The 23,901-nt window shown below is 58.0% G+C and carries 22 protein-coding genes; 15 read left to right on the top strand and 7 right to left on the bottom strand.

What is annotated here, in order from left to right; genetic code table 11:
* The first annotated feature begins 213 nt into the window (after positions 1–213).
* From MWU49_RS01105 to MWU49_RS01115, 3 genes are read left to right on the top strand one after another with little or no spacing between them, the layout of a single operon-like run.
* The gene (locus tag MWU49_RS01105) at positions 214–1,167 is read left to right on the top strand and encodes a hypothetical protein (RefSeq protein WP_246967047.1); all 954 of its coding nucleotides are present in this window, start codon (positions 214–216) and stop codon (positions 1,165–1,167) included.
* Entirely contained in the window at positions 1,160–2,242 is a 1,083-nt protein-coding gene (locus MWU49_RS01110; RefSeq protein ID WP_246967049.1) for a diguanylate cyclase, read from the top strand. The genes MWU49_RS01105 and MWU49_RS01110 overlap by 8 nt, the downstream gene beginning before the upstream one ends.
* Complete coding sequence (locus MWU49_RS01115) at positions 2,239–2,748, top strand: DUF2505 domain-containing protein (RefSeq protein ID WP_246967052.1); 510 nt, start codon at positions 2,239–2,241, stop codon at positions 2,746–2,748. Before MWU49_RS01110 ends, MWU49_RS01115 begins: the two co-directional genes overlap by 4 nt.
* Here MWU49_RS01115 and MWU49_RS01120 read toward each other — a convergent pair.
* A complete protein-coding gene (locus MWU49_RS01120; RefSeq protein ID WP_246967054.1) occupies positions 2,745–3,545 on the bottom strand; it encodes an SDR family NAD(P)-dependent oxidoreductase in 801 nt (266 codons plus the stop codon). The genes MWU49_RS01115 and MWU49_RS01120 overlap by 4 nt on opposite strands.
* 112 nt (positions 3,546–3,657) lie before the next feature.
* Here MWU49_RS01120 and MWU49_RS01125 point away from each other — a divergent pair, with 112 nt between their 5' ends.
* Positions 3,658–3,858, top strand: coding sequence for a hypothetical protein (locus MWU49_RS01125; protein WP_246967056.1), 201 nt, complete (start codon positions 3,658–3,660; stop codon positions 3,856–3,858).
* On the opposite strand, the gene MWU49_RS01130 is transcribed toward MWU49_RS01125, so the two are convergent.
* The 5 genes from MWU49_RS01130 to MWU49_RS01150 all read right to left on the bottom strand — a co-directional run bounded on the left by MWU49_RS01130 (position 3,843) and on the right by MWU49_RS01150 (position 8,262).
* A complete protein-coding gene (locus MWU49_RS01130; RefSeq protein WP_246967058.1) occupies positions 3,843–5,165 on the bottom strand; it encodes a dicarboxylate/amino acid:cation symporter in 1,323 nt (440 codons plus the stop codon). The genes MWU49_RS01125 and MWU49_RS01130 overlap by 16 nt on opposite strands.
* 170 nt (positions 5,166–5,335) lie before the next feature.
* Entirely contained in the window at positions 5,336–5,953 is a 618-nt protein-coding gene (locus MWU49_RS01135; RefSeq protein WP_246967060.1) for a hypothetical protein, read from the bottom strand.
* Complete coding sequence (locus MWU49_RS01140) at positions 5,950–7,245, bottom strand: ammonium transporter (RefSeq protein WP_246967062.1); 1,296 nt, start codon at positions 7,243–7,245, stop codon at positions 5,950–5,952. Before MWU49_RS01140 ends, MWU49_RS01135 begins: the two co-directional genes overlap by 4 nt.
* Before the next feature lie 154 nt (positions 7,246–7,399).
* Positions 7,400–7,882: an EVE domain-containing protein gene (locus tag MWU49_RS01145; protein WP_246967064.1), complete on the bottom strand. Its 483-nt coding sequence runs from the start codon at positions 7,880–7,882 to the stop codon at positions 7,400–7,402.
* On the bottom strand, positions 7,879–8,262 hold the full coding sequence (locus MWU49_RS01150; protein ID WP_246967066.1) for a hypothetical protein: 384 nt from the start codon (positions 8,260–8,262) through the stop codon (positions 7,879–7,881). The genes MWU49_RS01145 and MWU49_RS01150 overlap by 4 nt, the downstream gene beginning before the upstream one ends.
* An 81-nt stretch (positions 8,263–8,343) precedes the next feature.
* On the opposite strand from MWU49_RS01150, the gene prmB reads away from it, so the two are divergent.
* The 4 genes from prmB (at position 8,344) to MWU49_RS01170 (ending at position 13,020) form a co-directional block, all read left to right on the top strand.
* Complete coding sequence (gene prmB / locus MWU49_RS01155) at positions 8,344–9,270, top strand: 50S ribosomal protein L3 N(5)-glutamine methyltransferase (protein WP_246967067.1); 927 nt, start codon at positions 8,344–8,346, stop codon at positions 9,268–9,270.
* A gap of 40 nt (positions 9,271–9,310) precedes the next feature.
* Complete coding sequence (aroC, locus tag MWU49_RS01160) at positions 9,311–10,408, top strand: chorismate synthase (protein WP_246967068.1); 1,098 nt, start codon at positions 9,311–9,313, stop codon at positions 10,406–10,408.
* On the top strand, positions 10,405–11,583 hold the full coding sequence (locus MWU49_RS01165) for an MFS transporter (protein ID WP_246967069.1): 1,179 nt from the start codon (positions 10,405–10,407) through the stop codon (positions 11,581–11,583). Before aroC ends, MWU49_RS01165 begins: the two co-directional genes overlap by 4 nt.
* 174 nt (positions 11,584–11,757) lie before the next feature.
* The gene (locus MWU49_RS01170; protein ID WP_246967071.1) at positions 11,758–13,020 is read left to right on the top strand and encodes an MHYT domain-containing protein; all 1,263 of its coding nucleotides are present in this window, start codon (positions 11,758–11,760) and stop codon (positions 13,018–13,020) included.
* Between the two features lie 140 nt (positions 13,021–13,160).
* Here the strand turns inward: MWU49_RS01170 and MWU49_RS01175 are convergent, their stop codons facing one another.
* Positions 13,161–14,030, bottom strand: a complete 870-nt coding sequence (locus MWU49_RS01175) for a LysR family transcriptional regulator (RefSeq protein WP_246967073.1) — start codon at positions 14,028–14,030, stop codon at positions 13,161–13,163.
* 171 nt (positions 14,031–14,201) lie between these two features.
* Between MWU49_RS01175 and leuC the strand changes: the two genes are divergently transcribed.
* The 7 genes from leuC to MWU49_RS01210 all read left to right on the top strand — a co-directional run bounded on the left by leuC (position 14,202) and on the right by MWU49_RS01210 (position 23,585).
* Entirely contained in the window at positions 14,202–15,620 is a 1,419-nt protein-coding gene (leuC, locus tag MWU49_RS01180) for a 3-isopropylmalate dehydratase large subunit (protein ID WP_246967074.1), read from the top strand.
* A 21-nt stretch (positions 15,621–15,641) separates the two neighbouring features.
* A complete protein-coding gene (leuD, locus tag MWU49_RS01185; protein WP_246967075.1) occupies positions 15,642–16,280 on the top strand; it encodes a 3-isopropylmalate dehydratase small subunit in 639 nt (212 codons plus the stop codon).
* A gap of 46 nt (positions 16,281–16,326) precedes the next feature.
* Positions 16,327–16,767, top strand: a complete 441-nt coding sequence (locus tag MWU49_RS01190; RefSeq protein WP_246967076.1) for a hypothetical protein — start codon at positions 16,327–16,329, stop codon at positions 16,765–16,767.
* A gap of 37 nt (positions 16,768–16,804) precedes the next feature.
* Positions 16,805–17,881 carry a 3-isopropylmalate dehydrogenase gene (gene leuB, locus MWU49_RS01195; protein ID WP_246967077.1) on the top strand — a complete coding sequence of 359 codons (1,077 nt, stop codon included), beginning with the start codon at positions 16,805–16,807 and terminating at the stop codon, positions 17,879–17,881.
* Between the two features lie 71 nt (positions 17,882–17,952).
* A complete protein-coding gene (asd, locus tag MWU49_RS01200) occupies positions 17,953–19,065 on the top strand; it encodes an aspartate-semialdehyde dehydrogenase (protein ID WP_246967078.1) in 1,113 nt (370 codons plus the stop codon).
* 165 nt (positions 19,066–19,230) lie between these two features.
* Complete coding sequence (locus MWU49_RS01205) at positions 19,231–20,244, top strand: aspartate-semialdehyde dehydrogenase (protein ID WP_246967079.1); 1,014 nt, start codon at positions 19,231–19,233, stop codon at positions 20,242–20,244.
* Positions 20,245–20,408: 164 nt separating this feature from the next.
* Positions 20,409–23,585, top strand: a complete 3,177-nt coding sequence (locus MWU49_RS01210) for a FimV/HubP family polar landmark protein (protein WP_246967080.1) — start codon at positions 20,409–20,411, stop codon at positions 23,583–23,585.
* Positions 23,586–23,901: the final 316 nt, after the last annotated feature.

The raw sequence follows: 23,901 nt of genomic DNA on the forward strand, positions 1-23,901 counted from the left end.
GTTCTGGCCGAAGCTATGGATGACACCAGCCGCTCACGATCAAAGTTTAGCCGCTTTATCACCTGTTGATCCCAACGATCTGATTTAAAAGCAATTATTGGCTTATCCTGCCGGTTGTTGAGGCTGGTAAAATTCCGGCGATAATCGTAATGTAAGTCTAATGTCGTAGGCCGGTTGCATGGGGTGACCGGTCATCAGCTTTCAGGAAAGATCATGTGGCACCGTACCCGACAATGGCTGCGGCGAGTGGTGGATAACCGCTCCGCGATTCGTCGTGACCTGCGGCTGGGGCTTTCGCATGTTGCCGATCTGCCTCGATTGTTCCTGCCACTGGGACAGGAACCCGGAGCGCGCTCGGAGTTGTCGTTATCGTCCTACTCCAGTGCCAGCGATGCCTTTGTGTCGTTGCTGCAGCTGGTAGTACCGGCGACCCGTGAATCTATCAGCCAGGGCTCACTGGTTTGTCTTCCTCCCCGGGCGGCTGGTCCAGTAGAAAATACCCGCTGGTTTTTTATCAACGGCATGGGCACGGCACCAGCGGTGGCGCTGCTCAATGCCAGTGAGATTGCCCGTCATTTCCAGCGCCCGGTGACACTGATTCATACCCCTACCTGGGGACTGGTGCGTGATGTGGCAGAATCGATTACTGCACGCACGTTGCGTAAAGACGGCAAACTGTCTCGCCCGGCGTTAAACGTCTTGATTGATGCGCTGGAAAAACAGGATCAGGTAGTCCTGGTCTGCCACTCCCAGGGCACCATTGTGGCCAGTTATATCGTTCGCAAGTTGCTGAGAAACCCTGCAGTGCGTCACCTGGTACGCAAGCTGGAAATCTATTGCATCGGCGGAGTGGCTGACAGTCTGGAGATCGACCCGCAGCTGACCCTGGCGGCAGGTCATCCGGTACCTTATGTAGAGCACTTTGCCAACGGCCGGGATTACCTTGCCGAAGTGGGGATTCTGGCTCACCTGGACAGCACAGCGGGCACTGTCTATTGCCTTTCTGACCGTTCCGGTCACTTGCTGAACCAGCACTATCTGCCGGCGATTGTGCGCGGGGATTTCTGTCAGCGTAGTTCCCGACTTTACCGCTATGCCAGGGGCAGGGTGCCGGGGCCGAAAGGGGCGCTCTCTGTGGCCGCCAGACAAATGGGGCAACATGGATAACGAAAAGAAACCTCTGTTGCTGTTCGTTGATGATTCCAGGGTCATGCGAATGGCCGCTGAAAAGATGCTGGGCCGCGAATTCCTGGTTGATGTGGCTGAAGATGGCGCGCAAGGCTGGCGCAAGATCTCGGATAACCCGGATTACAGTGTGGTGTTTTCCGATCTGGCCATGCCGGAGATGGATGGCTACGCGTTACTGGAAAAAATTCGCAACAGTCCCGATGAAGGCATCGCCCGGCTACCGGTGATCATTGTCACCGGGGCGGAAAATGATGACGAAGCCCGCACCCGGGCGTTGACCCTGGGTGGCACGGATTTTATCAGCAAGCCGTTCAATTCCACCGACTTGCTGGCGCGGGCACGGGCCCATGCCAATTATCAGGAAGAGCGCAAGGCACTGGCTCGTCAGGCCCTGGTCGACCCCCTTACGCGGTTGGGTAACCATCGCTACCTGGCGCATCGGCTGGGGCAGGAGCTGGCACTGTCTGCTCGTCAGCAGACGGTGTTGTCTGTGGTGCAGCTGGAAATCCATGAGTTCAAACAGCTGTTCATACAGCTCGGCAAGCGCCGTGCTGACATGGTACTGATGAAACTTGCCCAGCTGCTGCAGGGAGTGGTGCGTAAGGAGGATTCCCTGGCGCGTAGCAGGGTGGATCAGTTTACCGTGCTGTTGCCCTCGGCGGATATCGAAGGTGCCCGCCGTTTTGTCGAGCGTGCTCTCAAGGTGTGTGAGAAGCTGGCATTCCAGCATCGTGGCAAGCCACAGAGACTACCTGTCAACGTGGTATTGCATTGCCCTGGAGCGAACAGCAACAGCACTCCGGAAAGCATCCAGAAAGTCCTTGATGACTACATGGAACGAGCAAAATCGGGTGGTGTCGGCACTGTGGTTGGCGATGAGGATCAGGTGTCTGCTGCCAAGGTGGCGCCTGTGATGAGTGTAGAACAAGCGCTGGCGCTGATTCAGGCCGGCAAGCATCGCGTTGTGATCAATGCATTACCGGATTTGAAACGTCAGTTGATGCCGCTGCTCAAGTTGATGCAGCAGGCGTCATCGGGTCAGGAGACCGCATGAAAGTAAAAGTGGACCGGGAGTACCCGGTCAATGTCGAACAGCTATACCAGATCATGACCAGCAAGGCGTTTTTCGAGCAGCGGTTTGAATGGGGCAGGGTGCAAGGTTATCGGTTTGAGGGTTTTGAGCAGACCGCAGAGGGGCTTCTGCTCAAGATCCATCAGCCAGTAAAAATTCGCTCGGACAAAATTCCGGGGTTCGCTCGCCGTTTTTTGCCCGAACAGGCAGATCTGTTGACGGAATTTCTCTGGACACCAATGGCTGACGGGGCCGGATACCAGGCGGATTATCGTTTTCAGCTCGGCAATGTACCGGTGAATGTGGCCGGCAAAATGGTGCTTTGCAGTGATGGAGAGGCTCATTCACTGCAGTGCACTGAAGTGGAGGTGTCCTCTTCCGTGCCAATCGTGGGCAAGAAACTGGTCGCGCTTTTGGCTGACAAGGTGGACGACGCCCTGGCAGGCGACTATCGCCAGACCCTGCGCTATGTGGAGGAATGTCGCTAGCGAGCTCGGTAGCGCGTACCCAGGCGCCGGATGGCGTCTTCCCATCGACGACGGAACCAGCGCTTCTGCCGCCACTGATTACGGATCTCCGGGGTAGTGATCTGCAGGCTGCCATCGCATTGAATGGCAGCCACGATGGCCCTGGAGACTTCATCCAGTCTGGCTGCTGTGTGGCTTGCTCGCCGCCGGAAGCGTGCGGCGCTTAACGGGTCGCTGGCCTCGATATGATCACTGCACTCGGCCAGCAGCGGGATGGCCACTGCTGACACCTTGATACCGCTGTCATGAAGCTCCGCATACAGGCTGTTGCTCAGCGCCTTGATGGCGGCGCCCATGGCGCTCTGACACGCGGTCATGGGAGCGGGTAGTAAACCATACTCAACGAACACGTTGAGAATACGCCCGCCGTGCTGATGACGCAGGGCGGTAAGGCTGCTCTGACACAGATGCACCGTATCCATCAGTTGTGACTGGATATGGCTTTCCCATTGTCCCGCAGACGTGGCTTCGAATGGCCCCACGCTGATATGCCGTGGCAGATTAATTACCACGTCCAATTGCTGCCAGCGGCGCAGAATCCGGTCCACATTGCGGCGGTGATCCTGACTCTGTCCGCGGCGAGTCTCCAGAAACATGGCTTCTCTGCCCTGGGCGTGGAGTTGTGCACATAGCTGGTTGCCCGCGAAGGCATCATCGCCACTGATCGCCACCCGATAATGCTCACAGGCCAGCTGTGCCACGGCTTCTCCCAGTGGCGTATCTCCATGATGAATCAGCAGGACGGGGGCGTGTTTCAAACGGACTCCGAAACCCCGGCAGGGGATGGCAAAATATTTATGTGAACAAGTGTTGACATGATTGGCTGGTAAGTTAACATGTGTTCACAACCTGAATAAAGGAGTCATTCCAATGGCGTACTACAAGCAGATTTTCAAAGATGTTGTTGCCCTGATCGCAGCGGTCGTCTGTGCCATTGTCCTGGTGGCAGGCCTTTCCGAAAGCAGCGAAACCCTGTTTGCTGCACTGCTGGCTTTTGCCCTCATGGTGCCGGTGATCGGTAGCAGTGCAGTCAGCCTTAAAAACGATCTCAGCGGTCAGTTTACCGCTTGATGATGTTCACGGGCAGCCTCGGCTGCCCGTGCTTCCATTTCGTTCACCGGCAGCCCCAATACCTGGTGTTCGCCTTCGCTGCGAGCCAGCAGCACGGTGACCACGCTATCTCCCCAGATGTTCACCGCCGTGCGGCACATATCGAGGATGCGATCGGTGACCAGAATCAGGCCAATCGCTTCCGCCGGGAGGCCGATGGCCGCCAGAATCACCGTAATCGCCACCAGTGAAGCTGCGGGAATACTGGCCACCCCGATGGAGGTCAGCAGGGCGGTGACCACAATCATGAACTGCATGCCGAAGGACAGATCCATGCCGTAGGCCTGGGCAATGAAGATGGCTGCAACGCATTCATACAGTGCTGTACCGTCCATGTTTACCGTGGCGCCCAGAGGCAGTACGAAACTACTGGTCTTGCGCGATACTCCGGCGCGATCCTGAACACACTCCATGGTCAACGGCAGGGTGGCAGCGGAGCTCGCCGAGGAAAAGGCGGTGAGCAGGGCTGGCATCATGGCCTGAATATGCCGAATCGGAGAGCGCTTGGCGATCAGCAGAATCAGCGCCGGCATAAACACGAAGGCATGCACAAACAGCGCCAGAACCACAGTGAGGAAGAACCAGGCCAGCGGCTCGATGGCGTCCATGCCAGTGCGGGTGACGGTGGCGGCGATCAGTGCGAATACCCCGATGGGGGTAAAGCGAATGATCAGCATGGTGATGCTGATCATGACCTGGTAGATGCCGTCGATCATCTGGCGAACGGTTTCGCCGCCGGGGCTTTTTTCAATTCTCAGGTAAAAGCCGAACAACAGCGCAAACACGATAAGGCCCAGCATCTGCCCGTTGGCCGCCGCGGCAATCAGGTTGGGGGGCAGCATCTGGCGCAGGATTTCGGTGAAATCGCCGGCGCCGCGGCCTTCGATTTTGGCCAGTACATTATCGGTTTCCGCTGACAGCCCCAACAAACCTCTGGCCGGCTCGCCATCAATGATACCGGGGGTGAGCAGGTTGACCAGCAGCAGGCCGATAAGAATGGCCACCAGCGAGGTGGCCATGTAAAAGAACACGGTCTTGGCGCCCATCCGCCCCAGGTTGTCACCACCGCCAACGCCAACCATGCCGGAGATGATGGCGGTCACGATCAGCGGCACCACCAGCATTTTCAGTGCATTGATGAACAGGCTGCCGACCAGGTCGAAACCCGACAGCACGGACACCCCGAACAGAGTGCTGGATTCTCCAGTAATCGCCCCGATGCCGGCCCCCGCCAGCATGGCAATGAAAATCTGGTGATGAAGCTTCATGGTAACCCCTGTCCCAGGCAATGTTTGCGATGCTCACGCCGGTTGCGACTACGTTGCATGGCAGGGCCCCGCCCGTGGTGTGTTATCGCAGTCGGGTTGGCGTGATCGCGTTACAGCGTACCTTATCTATGCAGCGGGGGCAGGGACTGATTTTGTTTTTACCGCCTGAATCACATCAGTTTTTTCAGTGAGGGCTCCAGATCTCGGTGCTGTCGAGTGCGCGTATAGGCGGATTTGAGATGGGTGTCCGCCTCCACCGGGCCAAGTCTTTCACAGAGCAGCACGTAGGCGTTGTTGAGTTGTTTGCGCAGCACTTCCAGTGGCAGGCCGCCCAGTGTGCGGCCTGGAGAATGCAGCCAGTGCTCCATGGTCAGGCGGGTTTCCGGGCTGACACTGCGGCCGCGCAGCATGCCGATCATGTCCAGTCTTAGCTGCGATGCCACCGATGCGGGCAATGCTTCCCACAGGGCCTCCATCAGCGCCTGGAACGCCGCTGTGCAGGGATGGCTGTGCTGGCGGGAGGTCGTCTGAGCCGCCATGGGATCATGGGCCAGTTCCTGTTCCGACATGGACATGGCCTGGACCAGGCTCATGTGAATGTGGTGACGACGTTCGCCAAGGTCGAACAGCTTGCACAGATCACTCACATAGCCCTGCAGTGAGTATCTCGGACGTTCCGAGTAATGCTGTTGCCAGTGGCTGATGGCTTCCATCAGCACGGCTTCGTTCATGTACGGAGTCAGGCCGGTGACGATGGCGCGTCGTCGTCGTTGCAATTCCTGGCTCATTGACGGCCCTCCGCCTGGCTGGTCATTTCCGCGTTATAAAGGCTGTTCTGGGGGAATTCCGGGTAACCGGTTTCGTCGTGTTCACTCAGATCCAGACCCCGTTGCTCATGTAGAGCGGGCGCGCGAAGGCCAAACAGGGTGGCAACGGCGAGGTACATGATCAGTGCTGCGAAGAAGGCCCAGCAGAATGCCACTACGATACCCAGCAGCTGCACGGTGATACGTTCCGGGTTGAACAGGTCCCCCTCAAAGAACATCCCTGCGGCCAGGGTGCCCCAGGCGCCTGCAAAGGCGTGTACAGGAACAGCGCCTACCACGTCATCAAGGCGCAGAGCCAGCAGCAGTCGTGCGCCCACGGCCGCGAGGGCGCCGGCGATCAGCCCGGTCAGTACGGCAAAGGCCGGTGACATCACGGCACAACCCGCCGTGACTGCAACCAGACCGGCAAGGCTGCCGTTGACCGTTTCACTGAGCAGAACCGGACGGCGGGTGCTCAAACGCAACAGGGTGCTGCCCACAGCGCCGGCAGCGGCGGCAAGTTGGGTGTTCAGGTTCACCTTGGCAATATCCACGCTGGCAGACAGGGTGGAACCGCCATTGAAGCCAAACCATCCGAACCAGAGAATGAAGCCCCCCAGTGCCACATACGAGAGGTTGTGGCCGGGAATCGGGCGCGGTTTGCCCTGTTTGTCGAAGCGGCCAAGACGGGGGCCGACCACCATGATGCCGGCAAGGGCACACCAGCCGCCAATGCTGTGAACCACGGTAGAACCGGCAAAATCGATAAAGCCCAGCTGCGCCAGCCAGCCGTTACTGTTCCAGGCCCAGTTCCCGTAGAGCGGGTAGATCACCCCGGTAATGACAATGGCGCCACACAGGTAGCCGGCATAGCGGGTCCGTTCAGCCATGGCGCCTGATGCAATAGTGGCGGCGGTAGCGGCAAACATGATCTGGAACATGAGCATGGCCCAGGTGCTGTGGTCCGCCTGGCTGAGCAGGAACTGGTCTTCACCAAACCAGCCGGATGGGCTGGTACCAAACATCAGACCGAACCCTACAGCCCAGAACACCAGGGTACCGACGCAGAGGTCCATGTAATTTTTCATGACCACATTCAGGGCATTCTTGGCGCGGCTAAGGCCGCTCTCCAGCAAGGCGAACCCCGCTTGCATGAAGAACACCAGAGCGGCTGCTATGGCAATCCAGACGGTATCGGTGGCGGTGAGGGTGTCTGCGTGGGCAAAGCCAGGCAGGGCGAGCAATGCAACGGTATGTAAGCGATGCAGTTTCATGGAGTGAATCCAATTCGTTTGGTGAGGGACGAGTTGGGGGATTGCAACGCTTGTGCCAAAAACAAAAGGCCCGCTTTTGTGGGCCTTGATAGTTCTTTCGTAGGAGGATTTGTTCTTTTTTGGTGCGAAATTCAGTGTTGGTGCGCCCTGTGCACTATGCAGAAACATCCATAGGCTGGCACAGGGTCTGGATCAGCTGATATTGCCGGTCAGTCACTTTCTGTACCGACAGGCGTGGGCGGACAATGAGCTCCATGTCGGCAAATTCCGGGTCCTGTTTGAGTTGCTTCAGTGTGACCGGGTTCGGGTAATGACGAACAAACCTTACATCCACCTGGTACCAGCGGGGCGCTTCCCGGCTGCTGCGAGCGTCGTAGGCAGGATGCTCGGGAAGAAACTGGGTTGGGTCCGGATAGGCTGCGCGTGTTACCAGGGCTTCGCCGACGATGGCGGGAGTGGCGCAGCTGGAATGGTAAAACAGTACCCTGTCGCCTTGCCGGATGTCGTCACGGAGGCGGTTGCGGGCCTGGTAGTTTCGTACTCCGTCCCAGCCAGCGGTTTGTTCTGCGGCGTTTTCCAGGTCCTGGAGACTGAAGGCGTCAGGCTCGGTTTTGAGTAACCAGATGGCGTTGTTCAAGCATGCTCCGCATTATGGTGTTGGCTAAGGCGCTGACGAGCCTGCTGCAGGCTGGCGCAGATGTAAACCGGAAATGCCGGGCGGTTCATCTTCAACATGATGTTGGCAAAGGTCCGGTTCAGCGTATTGTCCAGCACCATGGCCTTGGCTTCGGTGATGGCAGCAAAATCATCACCACAAGCGTAGCGGGATGCGGAGAAATCCAGCCCGTCAATCCGGCCCACATAGATGGCCAGCTGCTTGTGCTGCGGGTGCTGGTTGAAAAGGGCCTGCCGCTGTCGATAGATTGACAGCTCCTGAGCCATGTCCACGATGGTGCCATCCTTGATGTCCACCATGGTAAAGCCGTCTTCCTGATAAATCCGGATTGCTGCGCTCATGAGGTCCTCTGACATGCATTGGACAGGCTTTTATACAGCAATTTGTGCTAACCTTCAGCGCCTGTTGACTGGAGAGTGGCCTTGATCACATCGGCAATCAAGAATGAAGCGGTAGCGTCCTTGCAAACAGTGCGTGATTGCCTGCGTTTTGGTGAGTCCCGGCTGCGTGCCGGTGGCGTGTTTTTCGGCCATGGCAGTGATGATCCCTGGGATGAAGCTGTGGCGTTATTGATGCATGTGCTGACGCTTCCGGTGAACAGTGATCCCCGAATTCTCGATGCCCGGTTGCTGCCCAGCGAGACTGGCGCCTACGTGGATCTGCTCATTCGTCGCATCAACGATCGTGTGCCGGTGCCGTATTTGACCGGTGAGGCCTGGTTCTGCGGCCTGCCGTTCACGGTAGATGAGCGCGTACTGATTCCTCGCTCGCCACTGGCGGAGCTGATTGAGCAGTCTTTCACCCCTTGGGTGGATCCCGACCAGGTGCATGCGGTGCTGGATCTGTGTGCCGGCAGTGGCTGTATTGCTATTGCCTGTGCCTACGCTTTTGAGCATGCGCGGGTGGACGGTAGTGACATCAGTGATGATGCGTTGGCGGTGTTTGCCGACAATATTGTCCGGCATGGGGTGGAAGATCAGGTTCAGGCGCTCAAGTCTGATGGTCTGGATTCTGTGAATGGACCCTATGACCTGATTGTCTCCAATCCTCCCTATGTGGATGCCATGGATATGGCTTCCCTGCCAGAAGAATACCGCCATGAGCCGGAACTGGCCCTGGCCTCTGGTGATGATGGCCTGGACTTTACCCGCAGGCTGCTGCGGGATGCGCCGGACCACCTCTCCGAGCACGGGGTGCTGATCGTGGAAGTGGGCAACAGCATGGAGGCCATGATGGCGGAGTGGCCCGAGGTGCCATTCTTCTGGTTTGAATTCGAGCGTGGTGGGCATGGTGTATTCATGCTCAACCGCCAACAGCTGCTAGAATATCGCAGCGCGTTTGACGTCTGAATAAAGTAGATACGGTCAGCCTGACCGGTTGAGGAGTCGCATGTCCGGCAACAGTTTTGGTGAGCGTTTTCGCATTACCACCTTTGGTGAAAGTCATGGTCTGGCCCTGGGTGCCATTGTCGATGGTTGCCCCCCGGGTCTGGAGATCAGTGAAGAAGATCTTCAGGTGGAACTGGATCGCCGCAAGCCAGGCACCAGCAAATACACCACCCAGCGCCGAGAACCGGATCAGGTGAAGATCCTGTCCGGTGTGTTTGAGGGCAAGACCACTGGCACCTCCATCGGTCTGTTGATCGAGAATACCGACCAGAAGTCCAAGGATTACTCCAACATTGCCGGTACCTTCCGTCCCGGCCATGCGGATTACACCTACACCCAGAAATACGGTTTCCGCGATTACCGTGGCGGCGGTCGTTCCTCTGCCCGCGAAACGGCCATGCGCGTGGCCGCCGGTGCCATTGCCCGTAAGTTCCTGGAAAGCCGACTCGGCATTCATATCTATGGCGGCTGTACCCAGATTGGCGCAGTGAAGGCGGAGCAGTTCGACTGGTCCGTGGTGAATAGTAATCCGTTCTTTTTTCCGGATGCGGCCAAGGTGCCGGAGCTGGAAAGCCTGATCAACGCCCTGCGCAAGGACGGTTCCTCCATTGGCGCCCGGGTGGAGGTGTTCGCCGAAGGCGTACCGGCGGGGTGGGGCGAGCCGGTGTTTGACCGTATCGATGCGGATCTGGCCAAGGCGATGATGTCCATCAATGCCGTGAAAGGCGTGGAAGTCGGTGATGGCTTCGACGTCGTCAATCAGCGTGGTGAGCAGCACCGCGATGAAATGACCCCGCAGGGCTTCCTCAGCAATCACTCTGGTGGCGTACTCGGCGGCATCAGTTCCGGCCAGCCGATTCGTGTGGCCATGGCGCTCAAGCCCACCTCCAGCATTCTGATTCCCGGCAAGAGCATCAACCTTGAGGGCGAAGCCTCCGAGGTGGTGACCAAAGGCCGTCATGATCCCTGTGTGGGGGTGCGCGCGACGCCGATCGCCGAAGCCATGCTGGCACTGGTGCTGATGGATCACTATCTGCGCCATCGCGGCCAGAATGCCGACGTGGATGTACCTTTCCCGCCGATTCCGGGGCAGGCATGACCGAGCGCCCTCTCACAGAGAGGGCGTCGCCACTCCCTTATTACTGGCGTCTCTCCGGGTTTTACTTCTTCTACTTCGGGCTGCTGGGCGCCCTGGTGCCTTACTGGTCCCTGTATCTGAAAGATCTCGGCTTCAGCGCCGCCGGCATTGGCGCGCTGATGGCCATCCCCCAGCTGACCAAGATTGGTGCCCCCAATTTATGGGGTTGGCTGGCTGATCGCAGTGGTCAGCGGCTGCGCATCATTCGTGCCGGCAATCTGCTGGCAGCGCTGGCGTTCATGCCGGTGTTCTGGATCGATACTTTCTGGAACATGGCGTTCCTGCTGATTGCATTCAGCTTTTTCTGGAATGCGGTGCTGGCCCAGTTCGAGGTGCTGACACTGCAGTCATTGGGGGATCGGTCCCATCGCTACAGTCATGTGCGGCTGTGGGGGTCGGTGGGATTCATTGTCTCGGTGCTGGTGCTCGGAGAGCTGCTGGATCAGATGGGCACGGAACTGCTGCCCTGGGTGTTAAGTGGTTTCCTGTGGCTTTTGTGGCTGGGCACCCTGACCTTGCCATCGGGATCTGCCAGTGTGGAAAGCCCCCGTGGGGAGAATCATTCCATTTGGACAGTGTTGGCCCGGCGCGAAGTCTATCTGTTTCTGGTGGCGTCGTTCCTGATGCAGATGTCCCACGGGCCGTATTACACCTTCTTCAGTATTCATCTTGAAAATCTGGAATTCAGCAAGATGACCATCGGTGCCCTGTGGGCACTGGGGGTGCTGGCAGAAGTGGGTCTGTTTCTGGTCATGCACCAGTTGATGCGACGTTTCTCGATCCCGTGGATCCTCACCGGCAGCCTTCTGCTTGCCACGGTGCGCTGGCTGATCATTGGCAGCTGTGATGGCAACATGTTCTGGTTGTTGATCGCACAGTGTCTGCATGCCGCCAGCTTTGGCAGTTTTCATGCTGCCAGCATTGCCTGGGTGCATCGTCAGTTTGGTGATGCTCTGGCAGGGCAGGGCCAGGCACTCTATTCCAGTCTGGGTTTTGGCGCTGGTTGGGCGGCGGGGGCCGGATTGTCAGGCCTGTTCTGGCCGGTGTGGGGGATTCAGTTGTTTTATGCTGCGGCACTTGTGTCACTGTGTGCGGCCATGTTGATGGTGGCCGGGCGGGTGGCAAGGCTGCCCTGAACGGGAGCTTTTCCGGGTGAGGGAGTATTTTTGCCAAGATAAATCAGGATATGCGTGATTTTTGTGTGAAATGAACGGGCTTCATTTTGCTATCACCATGATAGCAAAGGCCTATTGTTATTATTTGTAATGGCAATGTAGCTTGCGCGACTTCACGTCAATGAGGGGTTTGTCGTGCAGGGTAGTTACGATCCGGTTCTGGTTCTTGCTTCTTATTTCGTGGCGGTAATTGCCTCCTATATTGCGCTCTATTTTGGTACTCGTCTGTTTGTCATTCAGGGACCGGCACGAAAATTCTGGCTGGCCATGGGTGGGGTGTGTCTCGGCTCCGGCATCTGGTCCATGCACTTTGTGGGGATGAGTGCCTACACCATGCCCATGGAAATGGAGATGAGCTTTAATGCCGGGCTGACCCTGTTGTCCTGGGTGCCGGCGGTGCTGGCGTCTACCCTGGCGCTTTATGTCATTACCCGACCGGAAGTGAAGGCGCGCAGCATCGTGGCCAGTTCCCTGATCATGGGGGCCGGCATCTGTGCCATGCATTACGGTGGCATGTACGCGATGCAGATGCATCCGCAGATCAGCTATGACCCACTGTTGTTCTGGTTGTCTGTTCTTATTGCGGTGGGAGCCTCCGGCGCGGCCATGGTGATCTGCCGGGCGGTGCGCCAGGTGCCGGAACAATACGTGTTCATGACCAAGACGGTGGCTGCCCTGGTAATGGGGGCTGCTATCTGCGGCATGCATTACACTGGCATGGCGGCAGCCATCTACAGTCCGGAGTCTGCCATTCCGCAGTCCAATCTGCTGCGCGGTGACTGGATGGGTATCCCCATGGCGGTGATTTCCGCTGTGTTCCTGCTCATCGCGTTGATCGTTGCATTGCAGGATTTTCGTGAGATTGAGCGTGAGAAAGCCGTGCGCGAACAGCGCGCCGCGTGGGTGGAAAAGCGAGCCAATGCCGATCAGGTGTCTGGTCTGGCCACACGGCATCACTTTGACCAACGCCTGCTGCAGCGGCTGGCGGGTTCCGGAGACCCCTTCTCGCTGGTGTACATGGAATTGAAGGATTATCAGACATTGCTTAGTCAGCAGGGGGAGGTACAGGCCAACCAGCTGGTGCAGGCGGCGGCGGCGGCGTTCTCTGCAGCATTTTCGGGTGACAGTCTGGTGGCCAGATTTTCACGGCACGGTTTCATCGCCATGATGCCGCCGGTGTCAGCGGATGAGGTGGAATTGATGGCACAGGCCATTCGTCCGGCCATTGCCAGTAGTGAACATGCCCGTGAATTCGGTAGCTGGATTATGGGATTCAGTAGTTTTCCGGGCTCCGCCAACAGTACCCGAATGTTGATCAACATGGCACGGAAGCCACGCATTGAGGTACGCAGCCACGCCAGCCTGACAGAGGTTGAGCCGAAACTGATGATGTCCTGACTACGCAGGCTGGTTTATCCGGTGGTGTGTGACGCATCTCGAGACACGTAAACCGTCAGGACTTCAGGGCAAGTCCTGACGGGACTGAACAGAGCTGAGGCCGCGAGGTGTTCGCGAGCGAGCCAGCACTCAGGTTGGCGTTACTGGCTGCGTAGTGCGCGCAGAAATGCCTGGGCGGCATTGGACTGGCTGCGGGCCGGGTGAGTAACGACCCCCAGCTGGCGCTCGGGCAGGGGGGCATCTACCGGTAACTGCACCACACCCTGGTCCACCATGGTGGCAGGGAGTACGCTCCAGCCCAGGCCGATGGACACCATCATGTGGATGGTTTCCAGATAGTTGGTGGACATGGCGATGTCCAGCTTCAGGTTATGTTCATCAAACAGTCGCTCCACGATCCCACGGGTGAAGGTGACCGGGGAGGGCAGGATGGCGCTGTGCCCGGTGAGGGCTTCCAGGGTCAGGTTTTCCTGACGGGCAAGGGGGTGTTCCGGTGCACACATAAACACCAGAGGATCCTGCCAGATCACTTCGCTATGCAGACGTTCGTCAGGCTGGGGGGGAAGAGTTACCACGCCCATCTCCAGCTCCCCATGCAGTACCCCTTCCCAGGCTTCCTCTGAATCGATGAAATGGATATCCAGGGTGACCTTGGGGTAGTCCCGGGAAAACTGCCGCAATACCGGTGGCAGGCGGTGCAGGCCGATGTGGTGGCTGGTGCCGATTCTCAACTTGCCGGACACCTCTCCCGACAGATCATGGATCGCCCGGGCCATGTCTTCCACATCCATCAATACCTGGCGAGCTCGCGGCATCAGTGCATTACCGGCTTCGGTAAGCTTGATCTGCCGTCCCACGCGGTCAAACAGGCGAGCGTCGAGCTGCTGCTCCAGAAGGGCAATGCGCTTGCTGATGGCCGGCTGGGTGATGTAAAGGCGCTCGGCTGCGGCAGAGAAGGAGCCGGTTTCGGCGACGGCCATGAAGGCGGTGAGAGTCGGCGTGTCTATCATTCCCAGTGATCCTGATTCGTCTCTGGTGGGGATAATAATTGGTTATCTTAAAAATGAAAAATATGAATTGGATTTATTGATGGCTGAACCCTACATTATTCACCAGTGATAGACCAGCGCATTTTGTGGTCTCAGCCAGTAGCGCTCCAAATGGGGCCCAGGGAGAAAGAGATGGCCGGCAAAACTCTCTATGACAAGTTGTGGAATGCCCACCTCGTAGCCGAGCGTGAGGATGGTTCCGCCCTGATCTACATCGATCGCCAGATCATTCATGAAGTGACATCGCCACAGGCATTTGAAGGCCTGCGTCTGGCGGGGCGGCAGCCTTGGCGCACCAGTGCCAGCGTCGCGACCATTGATCACAACGTGCCCACCACGCCGTTCAAATCCGCTGCCGAGATCAAGGACGAAACGTCCCGCATCCAGGTGCAGACCCTGCAGGACAACACCAAAGAGTTTGGTATCACCGAGTTCGGCATTGGTGATGTGCGTCAGGGGATCGTGCACGTGATGGCGCCGGAACAGGGCGCCGTGGTGCCTGGTATGACTGTGGTGTGTGGTGATTCCCATACCTCCACCAATGGTGCGCTGGCGTGTCTGGCTCACGGTATTGGTACCAGTGAGGTGGAGCATGTGTTGGCGACCCAGACTCTGGTGGCCAAGAAGATGAAGAACATGCGTGTCAGCGTGGAAGGCGAACTGGGTGCCGGCGTGACCGCCAAGGATGTGGTGTTGCATATCATTGGCGTCATCGGTACTGCCGGTGGCACCGGTTTTGCGCTGGAGTTCGCCGGTTCTGCCATTCGCAGCCTGTCCATGGAAGGCCGTATGACCGTCTGCAACATGTCCATCGAGGCGGGCGCCCGTGCCGGTATGGTAGCGGTGGATGATGTCACTATCGACTACGTCAAAGGTCGCCCGTTCGCTCCCAAGGGCGCTGACTGGGACAAGGCGGTGGAATACTGGCGCAGTCTGGTGTCCGACGACGATGCGGTGTTCGATGAAGATATCACCATTGATGCGGCCGACATTCGTCCGCAGGTGTCCTGGGGCACCAGCCCGGAAATGGTGATTTCCGTGGATGCCAATTTGCCGGACCCTGCCGCCGAGAGCGATGAAGTGAAGCGCTCAGGCATGCAGCGTGCCTATGAATACATGGGCCTGAAGCCGGGCATGCCGGTCACCGATATCAAGGTGGATCGCGTGTTCATCGGTTCCTGCACCAACTCCCGTATCGAAGATCTGCGGGCCGCGGCGGAAGTGGCCAAAGGCCGCAAGAAGTCAGATTCCGTCAAGCAGGTACTGGTGGTGCCGGGTTCCGGTCTGGTCAAGCAGCAGGCGGAGCAGGAAGGTCTGGACAAGATTTTTGTCGCTGCCGGATTCGAATGGCGTGAGCCAGGCTGTTCCATGTGTCTGGCCATGAACCCGGATCGGCTTGAGCCCGGCGAGCACTGTGCCTCTACTTCCAACCGTAATTTTGAGGGGCGTCAGGGGAATGGTGGGCGTACTCACCTGGTGAGCCCGGCCATGGCTGCTGCCGCTGCAGTAGCGGGTCATTTCGTCGATATCCGCGAACTGGAACCGGCCTGAGGCCGCAACGAGGTAGTCATCATGGAAAAGTTTGTTCGTCACGATGGTCTGGTTGCGCCGCTTGATCGTGCCAATGTGGACACCGATCAGATCATCCCCAAGCAGTTTTTGAAATCCATCAAACGTACCGGCTTCGGCCCGAATCTGTTTGATGAATGGCGCTATCTGGACGAAGGTTTTCCTGGCCAGGACAACAGCCAACGCCCTCTGAATGAAGGGTTTGTGCTCAATCAACCCCGTTACCAGGGGGCCAGCATCCTGTTGGCGCGTCGCAATTTTGGTTGCGGCTCCAGCCGTGAACATGCGCCGTGGGCGCTGATGGATTTCGGCTTCCGGGCGATCATCGCGCCAAGCTTTGCCGACATTTTCTACAACAACTGCTTCAAGAATGGGTTATTGCCCATTGTGTTGTCGGAAGATAACGTGGAAAGCCTGTTCAAGGCGGTGGAAGGCAAGGAAGGTTTCCGGATTACCATCGATCTGGATAGCCAGCAGGTGATTCCGGAAGCGGGTGAGCCGCTGGCATTCGAGATTGATGAGTTCCGTAAGCATTGTTTGCTTAATGGTCTGGATGAAATCGGTCTGACGTTGAACGAAGCCGATAGCATTCGCGCCTATGAAGAACGCCGCGCTGAGCAGGAGCCCTGGATTTTCCAGTAAACCGGAAACCAGGATTATTAAAAGAAGAAAACTCCCTGGAGGCGTTATGTTGAGAGTTTTGTCGTTGTGTTCGGTACTGGTGCTGACCGGTTGTGCATCCACCGGGATGTATGATGCGCCCAGCGGTGATGGCCTGGCGGCCCTGAGTATCGATAACCAGTTGTCTGTTCCGGCTGATGATGCAGCAGATTCAGGCTGGCAGATGCCCACCAGCAGTGAAGCCAAGGCTTCCCTGTTCAAGGTGGATGGTGAGCGGATCTCCGAGCAGGCCGGTGCGGAATCGGTCGAGCTGGAAGCGGGCAAGCACTCCATCGAAGTGTTTGCAGATCAGGGCGGTATTCTTCGCTTTGGCAAATTCCGCTACAACTTTGTAGAAAACGGTACCTATGAATTGCGTATCAAGGCGGCTGATGGCGCAGAGGACTATACCCTCGAGCTGATCGAAACCAGCGCACCGGACGCGGTACTGAAAACCAAGAACTTTTAATGCCCGTCAGGGCAGGCAGTAGAACAGGAAGCAGTCAATGAGCAAGGTACTTGTGTTGCCCGGTGATGGTATCGGCCCGGAAATCGTCAATGAAGCGGTAAAGGTGCTGAACGTCGCCAAAGAGAAGTTTGGCCTCGATGTAGAGCTGGATGAGGCCCTGGTGGGCGGCGCGGCGGTGGATGCAGAAAATGATCCGCTGCCTGAAAGTACTCTTGAGAAGGCCCGTGCCGCAGATGCCATTCTGTTCGGCTCTATTGGTGGTCCCAAGTGGGACACCATTGAACGGGACAAGCGTCCCGAGCGTGGCCTTCTGCGACTGCGTTCTTCTCTTGGTCTGTTCGCCAACCTGCGTCCGGCCATCCTCTTCCCGCAGTTGGCAGATGCCTCCAGTCTCAAGCCGGAAGTGGTCTCCGGACTGGATATTCTGATCGTGCGTGAGCTGACCGGAGGCATCTATTTTGGTCAGCCTCGCGGCATCAAGGAAGAGAATGGCGAGCGGGTCGGCTTCAATACCTATGTGTATTCCGAGTCGGAAATGCGCCGAATCGCCAAGGTGGCTTTTGAACTGGCCATGAAGCGTGACAAACGCGTCCTGTCCGTGGACAAGGCCAACGTGCTGGAAGTGACCGAACTGTGGAAGGAAGTGGTCACCGAAGAAGCAAAGAATTACCCGGAAATCGAGTTGTCGCACATGTATGTGGACAACGCGGCCATGCAGCTGGTGCGTGCGCCGAAACAGTTTGATGTGATTGTCACCGGCAACCTGTTTGGTGACATTCTCTCCGATGAAGCCGCCATGCTCACCGGCTCCATCGGAATGCTGCCCTCTGCGTCTCTGGATGAGAACCGCAAGGGTCTGTACGAGCCTTGTCACGGCTCCGCCCCGGATATTGCCGGGCAGGGGATTGCCAATCCGCTCGCCACCATCATGTCTCTGGCCATGCTGATGCGATACAGCCTGGAGCGGGGCGATGTGGCTAATGCCATTGAGGCAGCGGTGGAATCCGTGCTGGACAAGGGGCTGCGTACAGCGGATATCCATACCGAGGGCACTCGCAAAGTGAGCACCGAAGAAATGGGTAGCGCCGTGGCCGAGGCTCTGGCCAACGCGTAACCAAACCGCACAGGTTTTCCCGTTTATTCACTGATATAGAAAGGGCAATCCTTTCAGGAGACAAGTTTCCAATGAAGAAAGTCGGTTTTGTCGGCTGGCGTGGCATGGTGGGTTCTGTTCTGATGGAGCGGATGACTGCCGAAAATGATTTCGCAGATATCGAACCGGTCTTTTTCTCGACCTCCCAGGTCGGTCAGGCTGGCCCGGATGTGGGCAAGGATATTCCTGCCCTGGGTGATGCCAAGAGTATTAATGAACTGAAAGGTCTGGATGTGATCGTGACCTGTCAGGGTGGCGACTACACCAATGAAGTGTACCCCAAGCTGCGCGAAGCGGGCTGGGATGGCTACTGGATTGATGCCGCCTCTGCGCTGCGTATGGCTGACAATAGCGTCATCGTGCTGGATCCGGTCAACCGTCAGGTGATCGATCAGGCCCTCGACAGCGGCGTGAAGGATTATGTGGGCGGTAACTGCACCGTCAGCCTGATGCTGATGGCGCTGGGTGGCCTGTTTAACGAAGGTCTGGTGGAGTGGGCCAGCTCTCAGACCTATCAGGCGGCTTCCGGTGCCGGTGCCCAGAACATGCGTGAGCTGATTGCGCAAATGGGCAAGATTCATGGTGATGTGGCTGACAAACTGGCGGACCCGGCCAGTGCTATCCTGGATATTGATCGTCAGGTAGCGGCGACCATGCGCAGCAGTGAGCTGCCCACCGCCAATTTCGGCCACTCCCTGGCCGGTTCCCTGTTGCCCTGGATCGACAAGGAAATGGAGAACGGGCAGAGCAAGGAAGAGTGGAAAGCCCAGGCCGAAACCAACAAGATCCTGGGGCGTTCCGCCAACCCGATCGCTCTGGATGGCACCTGCGTGCGTATCGGTGCGATGCGTTGTCACGCCCAGGCGCTGACCGTGAAGCTGACCAAAGACGTGCCCATGGACGAGGTCAACGACATCATTGCCCGCTCCAACGACTGGGTGAAAGTGGTGCCCAACAACAAGGAAGACACCCTGCGTGACCTCACCCCCACGGCGGTGACTGGCACCCTGGGGATTCCGGTAGGGCGTCTGCGCAAGCTCAACATGGGCAATGATTTCCTCAATGCCTTCACCGTAGGTGATCAGCTGCTGTGGGGTGCCGCTGAGCCGCTGCGTCGGATGCTGCGAATCCTGCTGGAGCGTTAACACTCAGCGGTTGAAAGAAGCCGAAAGCGCGGGTTTGGCCTTGTCTTTGCACGGCCTTACCCGCGTTTGTGTTTCTGGACGAGTAACAATCAGGGGCAGGGCGCCAGCCCGTCATCCCGTATCAGTGGTGACAGGCAGAGTGTGTCGGCCGGGAAGAGGTAAGAGATGCGTACAATCAATCTGGCCGTCGTGGGCGCCACTGGCCTGGTGGGCGAAGCCATTATCAAGCTACTGGCCGAGCGAGAGGTTCCGGTGGGAGAGCTCCATGTGTTGGCGTCTGCCAATAGCGCTGGTTCCCGGGTGACCTTTGGCGGCCGCTCACTGACTGTGGGAGAAGCGGATCAGTTTGATTTCTCCCGTGTGGAAGTGGCGATATTTGCAGCCGGTGCGCCCACCAGTCAGGCGTTGGCGCCGCTGGCAGCGGAAGCCGGTGCCCTGGTGGTGGATCTGTCACCGGCCTACCGGTACGACGATGCCGTACCGCTGATTGTGGCAGGGGTAAATGACGAGCTGCTTGCTCAGGCCCGGGAAACCAATATGGTGGCCTGTGCCGATGCCAGCACCGTGCAGTTGTTAAGGGTGCTCAAGCCACTCAATGATCTGGCGCCGGTCCAGGAAGTGGTGGTGACCCAGCTTCAGGCTGCGTCGGCTACTGGGCGCAGCGGGGTAGACCAGTTGGCTCAACAGAGCGTGAGATTGCTCAATGGCATGACGCCAAGCGAGGATGCTCGCGCCCAGATCGCCTTCAATGCTCTGCCGGTCAGTGGTCAGATTCAGGAAAATGGCTATACCAGTGAAGAGCTCAAGCTGGTGCTGGAGTCCCGCCGGGTTCTGGCCGGCCAGCCCCTCTCGGTTCTGGCCACCATGGTGCGGGTGCCGGTGTTCTACGGTCATGGCCAGAGTGTCACCGTGAGGGCAGTTCAGCCCCTGTCTGCCGGCCAGGCGATAACGGTGCTGGAGGGGCAGCCAGACCTGGATATGCAGGAAAATGAAGACCCCCAGGCCATGTCGCCGGTAGCGATGGTGGAAGGCGAGCCCACAGTCCGGGTATCAAGAATCCGTGAAGATATGGAAGGCACTGGCGCATTAAGCTATTTTAGCGTCGCTGACAATGTCCGATGGGGAGCTGCCCTGAACGCGGTCATGATTGTTGAGAAGTTGCTAAAAGACTATCTGTAATGGATACTTACTGACATTATGTGACGCGGTTTCTAGGTTTTGCTTCCAACCGGGGGCAGAATTAGGGAATAGTGTCATGGAACTGCTTGCCGCCTGGGGGCTGTCCGGAAGCTCCCGGAGGAAGGGGCAGAGCGCGGGAAACATAATAAATAAAGGGTTCGACCATGCTGCGAAAACTTGGGTTTGGCTTTACCGCACTGGCGATGATGACGCCTGCCATGGCGGTGGCGCTTGGGGTTGGGGATTACGAACTTAACTCCTACCTGAACCAGCCTCTGGAGATGGAGGTGTCCCTGCACGAAGTGGGTGACCTGTCTGCCGAGGAAATTCTGGTCAATCTGGCTCCGCAGTCAGAATTTGATGCTGCGGGTGTAGAGCGCAGCTATTTTCTCAATCGTCTGGAGTTCTCCGTCGAATTGACCGGGGGTGACAATGCTGTCTTGTATGTCACCACCGACCAGCCGGTTCGCGAACCCTACCTGAACTTTCTGGTTGAATTTCTGTGGCCCACCGGCCGCCTGATGCGCGAGTACACGGTACTGCTGGACCCGCCCAGCTTCTCCGACAGCGCAACCACCTCTGTGCCTGCCATTACCCGTGCCCCAGCGCCGGTAACCCGCACTCAGCCCTCTGTCGCTCCCGAACCGGCCCCGGCTCCCGCCCCGGCTCCGGTGGAAGCTGCCCCGGCTGAGAGCGTCGCAACCAGCTCACCCATGAGCACTGGCGGTGCCCGCGAGACTTACACCGTCAAGGCTTCCGACACCATGTGGCGTGTTGCCCTGAATACCCGCCCCGCTGACAGTGTGTCTGTCCAGCAGATGCTGGTGGCGATTCAGGACATGAACCCGGATGCCTTCATCGACAACAACGTGAATCTGGTGCGTGAAGGTACGGTGTTGCGCATTCCCAACGAGCAGGAAGTGCGCTCCGTTTCCACCCGTAACGCCCTGGTAGAAGTGGCGGACCAGAATCGCAAGTGGCGTGACATGCTCGAAGAGCGTGGCATTCAGATTGCGCCTCAGCAGCGTGCCCAGCTGGACGGTTCCCGTGAAGTAGCTGATGCCGGTGACGAGGATATGGGGCCGGAAACCGGTCAGGTGAAACTGGTTTCACCAGAATCCACTGACAGTGTTGCTGATGGCGATAGCACCGGCTCTGCAGAGCAGGGTTCAGCCAATACTGCAGTACTGGAAAACGAGCTGGCCATTCGTGATGAAAATCTCGATCGGCTTGATCGCGAGAATGCGGAACTGAAATCTCGCCTGCAGGACCTGGAATCCCAGAGCGAGACCAGCGAACAGCTGCTGCAGCTGCGTAACGACCAGATCAGCCAACTGCAGGAAGAGCTGCGCAAGCTGCGTGAAGCCCAGGGCGTTGAGGCCCCGGCGGATGATCCGCTGACCCAGCCGGTGGAAGAAGTGGCTGCCACTGAGGCGCCGGCGGAAGACGCAGCAGGGGATGTTGCCGACAGTGCAGCGGAAGAGGTTGTCGATGGCGAGCAACCGGCGGAAGAGGCTGCCGTAGAAGGCGATGAGCCTGTTGCTGAAGACGCTATTGTGGATGGTGCCGGTGAAGTGACCGGTGACGACGTTGTTGCCGACGCGGAAGAGCCTGTGGCTGCCAAGCCGGAAGCGGCTGCCGTGACCAAGGCGCCGGAAGTGGCCAAGCCCCAGCCGGCTCCGGCCCAGCCTGCTCCTCAGCCTCAGGCCGGCATTGTCGAGCTGTTGATGGAAAACCTGCTTTACATCGCTTTGGGTGCACTGGCGATCCTGTTGCTGGTATTCCTGCTGCTGCGACGCAAGAAGCAGGATGAGGAGCCCGAGGATGATGGTTCCCTGTTCGACGAATTCGATGAAGAGAATCAGGACGACTTCGGCCTGCATCTGGAAGACGATGATGCCGGTGCGGTAGCGGCTGAAGCTGGGGAGAGTGATGATGACGGTCATACTCCACAGGACAGCAACCTGGATCCCATGGAAGATGTGGAAGTCTATGTGGCCTATGGTCGTTATCCGCAGGCGGTAGACTTTCTCCGTAATGAAATCAACAAGCATCCCGAGCGTGATGACCTGAAGGTTCGTCTGCTTGAACTGCTCAAGGAAACCAACGATGAAGATGGTTTCGATCAGCAGGTAACGGCCTTTGCCGGCGTGTCTCCGGCAGTTGATGAAGCGATTGCCCGCCTGGGTGGGGATGTGCCGGAGGTGGCTGCTTCATCCGATGACGACGAGCTGTCCCTGGATGATCTGGAAATGGGTCTGTCTTCTGAAATGGAAGAGCCTGAAGTTCCGACCATGGAACTGGATAGCGGTGCAGATGAAGAGTCTGCACAGGAAGAAAGCCGCGGTTCTGTGGCTGATGAATTGGGTGACTTCGACTTTGATCTGGATGGCAGCGATGAGCTGAGCGGGGATGAGACCCTGATCCTGGACGAAGACGAAGAGGATGGCAGTGCCGATCTTTCCCTGGATGACACGCCGGCAGAAGACAATGAAATGTCTGATGCTGATCGCCAGTCCCTGGGGGCCTCTCCGGTTCTCAATCTGGACGATGTGAGCAGTGCCACCCTGGATGACAGCGACACCAGCTACGGTGATCTTGACCTCAGTGACATGAGCGATGAGTTCAGTGGCGTGGGTGAGGACAGCAGCAGCGCTGCCGCTTCCGATGATGAGCTGGATTTGTCCCTGGATGATCTGGATCTGGATACCGACAGTGACGCTGCCGCCCCTGCAGAGTCTGCCAGTGACGACACCTTTACTGATCTGGATCTTGAGCTGGACGAAGCAGAGAAGTCCCTGGAAGCCTCTTCAACCAGTGATTCTCTCGATGACATTACCTCGTTCAATCTGGAAGAACCGGAAGAAGAAAAGGCAGCCCCGGCCAGCGAAGAAGCTTCGCTTGAAGATCTGGTAGGAGATGACGACCTGGATCTCGAGCTTGAGCTTGACGATGCCGGTACTGCCACTGCCGAGACTGCAGATCTGGAAGAGAGCAACGACGACACCCTGGATCTGGATTCTCTGATGGGTGACGATGCCGCCACTGATGACGGTCTCTCACTGGATCTTGATGCTGCGCCAGCGCAAGCAGCGGAAGTGCCGGCTGAACCGGAAACCGCTGCAGCTCCTGCATCGGCCGGCGCCGACCTGCTGTCCGACGAAGACGACTTCGATTTCCTGGGCGAGACCGATGAAAACGCCACCAAGCTCGATCTGGCCAAGGCCTACATCGACATGGGTGACGCAGAGGGCGCCAAGGATATCCTCAACGAAGTGATCTCCGAAGGTAACGACCAGCAGCAGGCAGAAGCCCGCGAGCTGATGGGGCAGGTGGGCTAACACCGCCTTCCCGGCCGCAGAGTGGCCACAAAAAAGGGCGTTACCTCGGTAACGCCCTTTTTTTTGTGGCCACCGCCTGGCGGCAACAGGCTTCACGCAGCATGCAACACGCGAAAGGCAAAACCGGGAGCGAACTGTGGGAGCTTGCCTGCAAGCGAGAGGCGGCGGTTGCCGGCTGAACTCGCTGGCGAGGATGTTTTCACAGGGCATTGGCCTTAGCGGGGCAGGGTACCCGGGCGCTGTGACCTTTCGTTTTTATTCTGACAAGGCTACATTGCGCGGCTGAAGACACCGCTGCCGGGGTCAACAGGGCTGG

Origin of the sequence: Alcanivorax sp. S6407 (assembly GCF_023016115.1) — a bacterium.
Taxonomy (GTDB): Bacteria; Pseudomonadota; Gammaproteobacteria; order Pseudomonadales; family Alcanivoracaceae; genus Alcanivorax.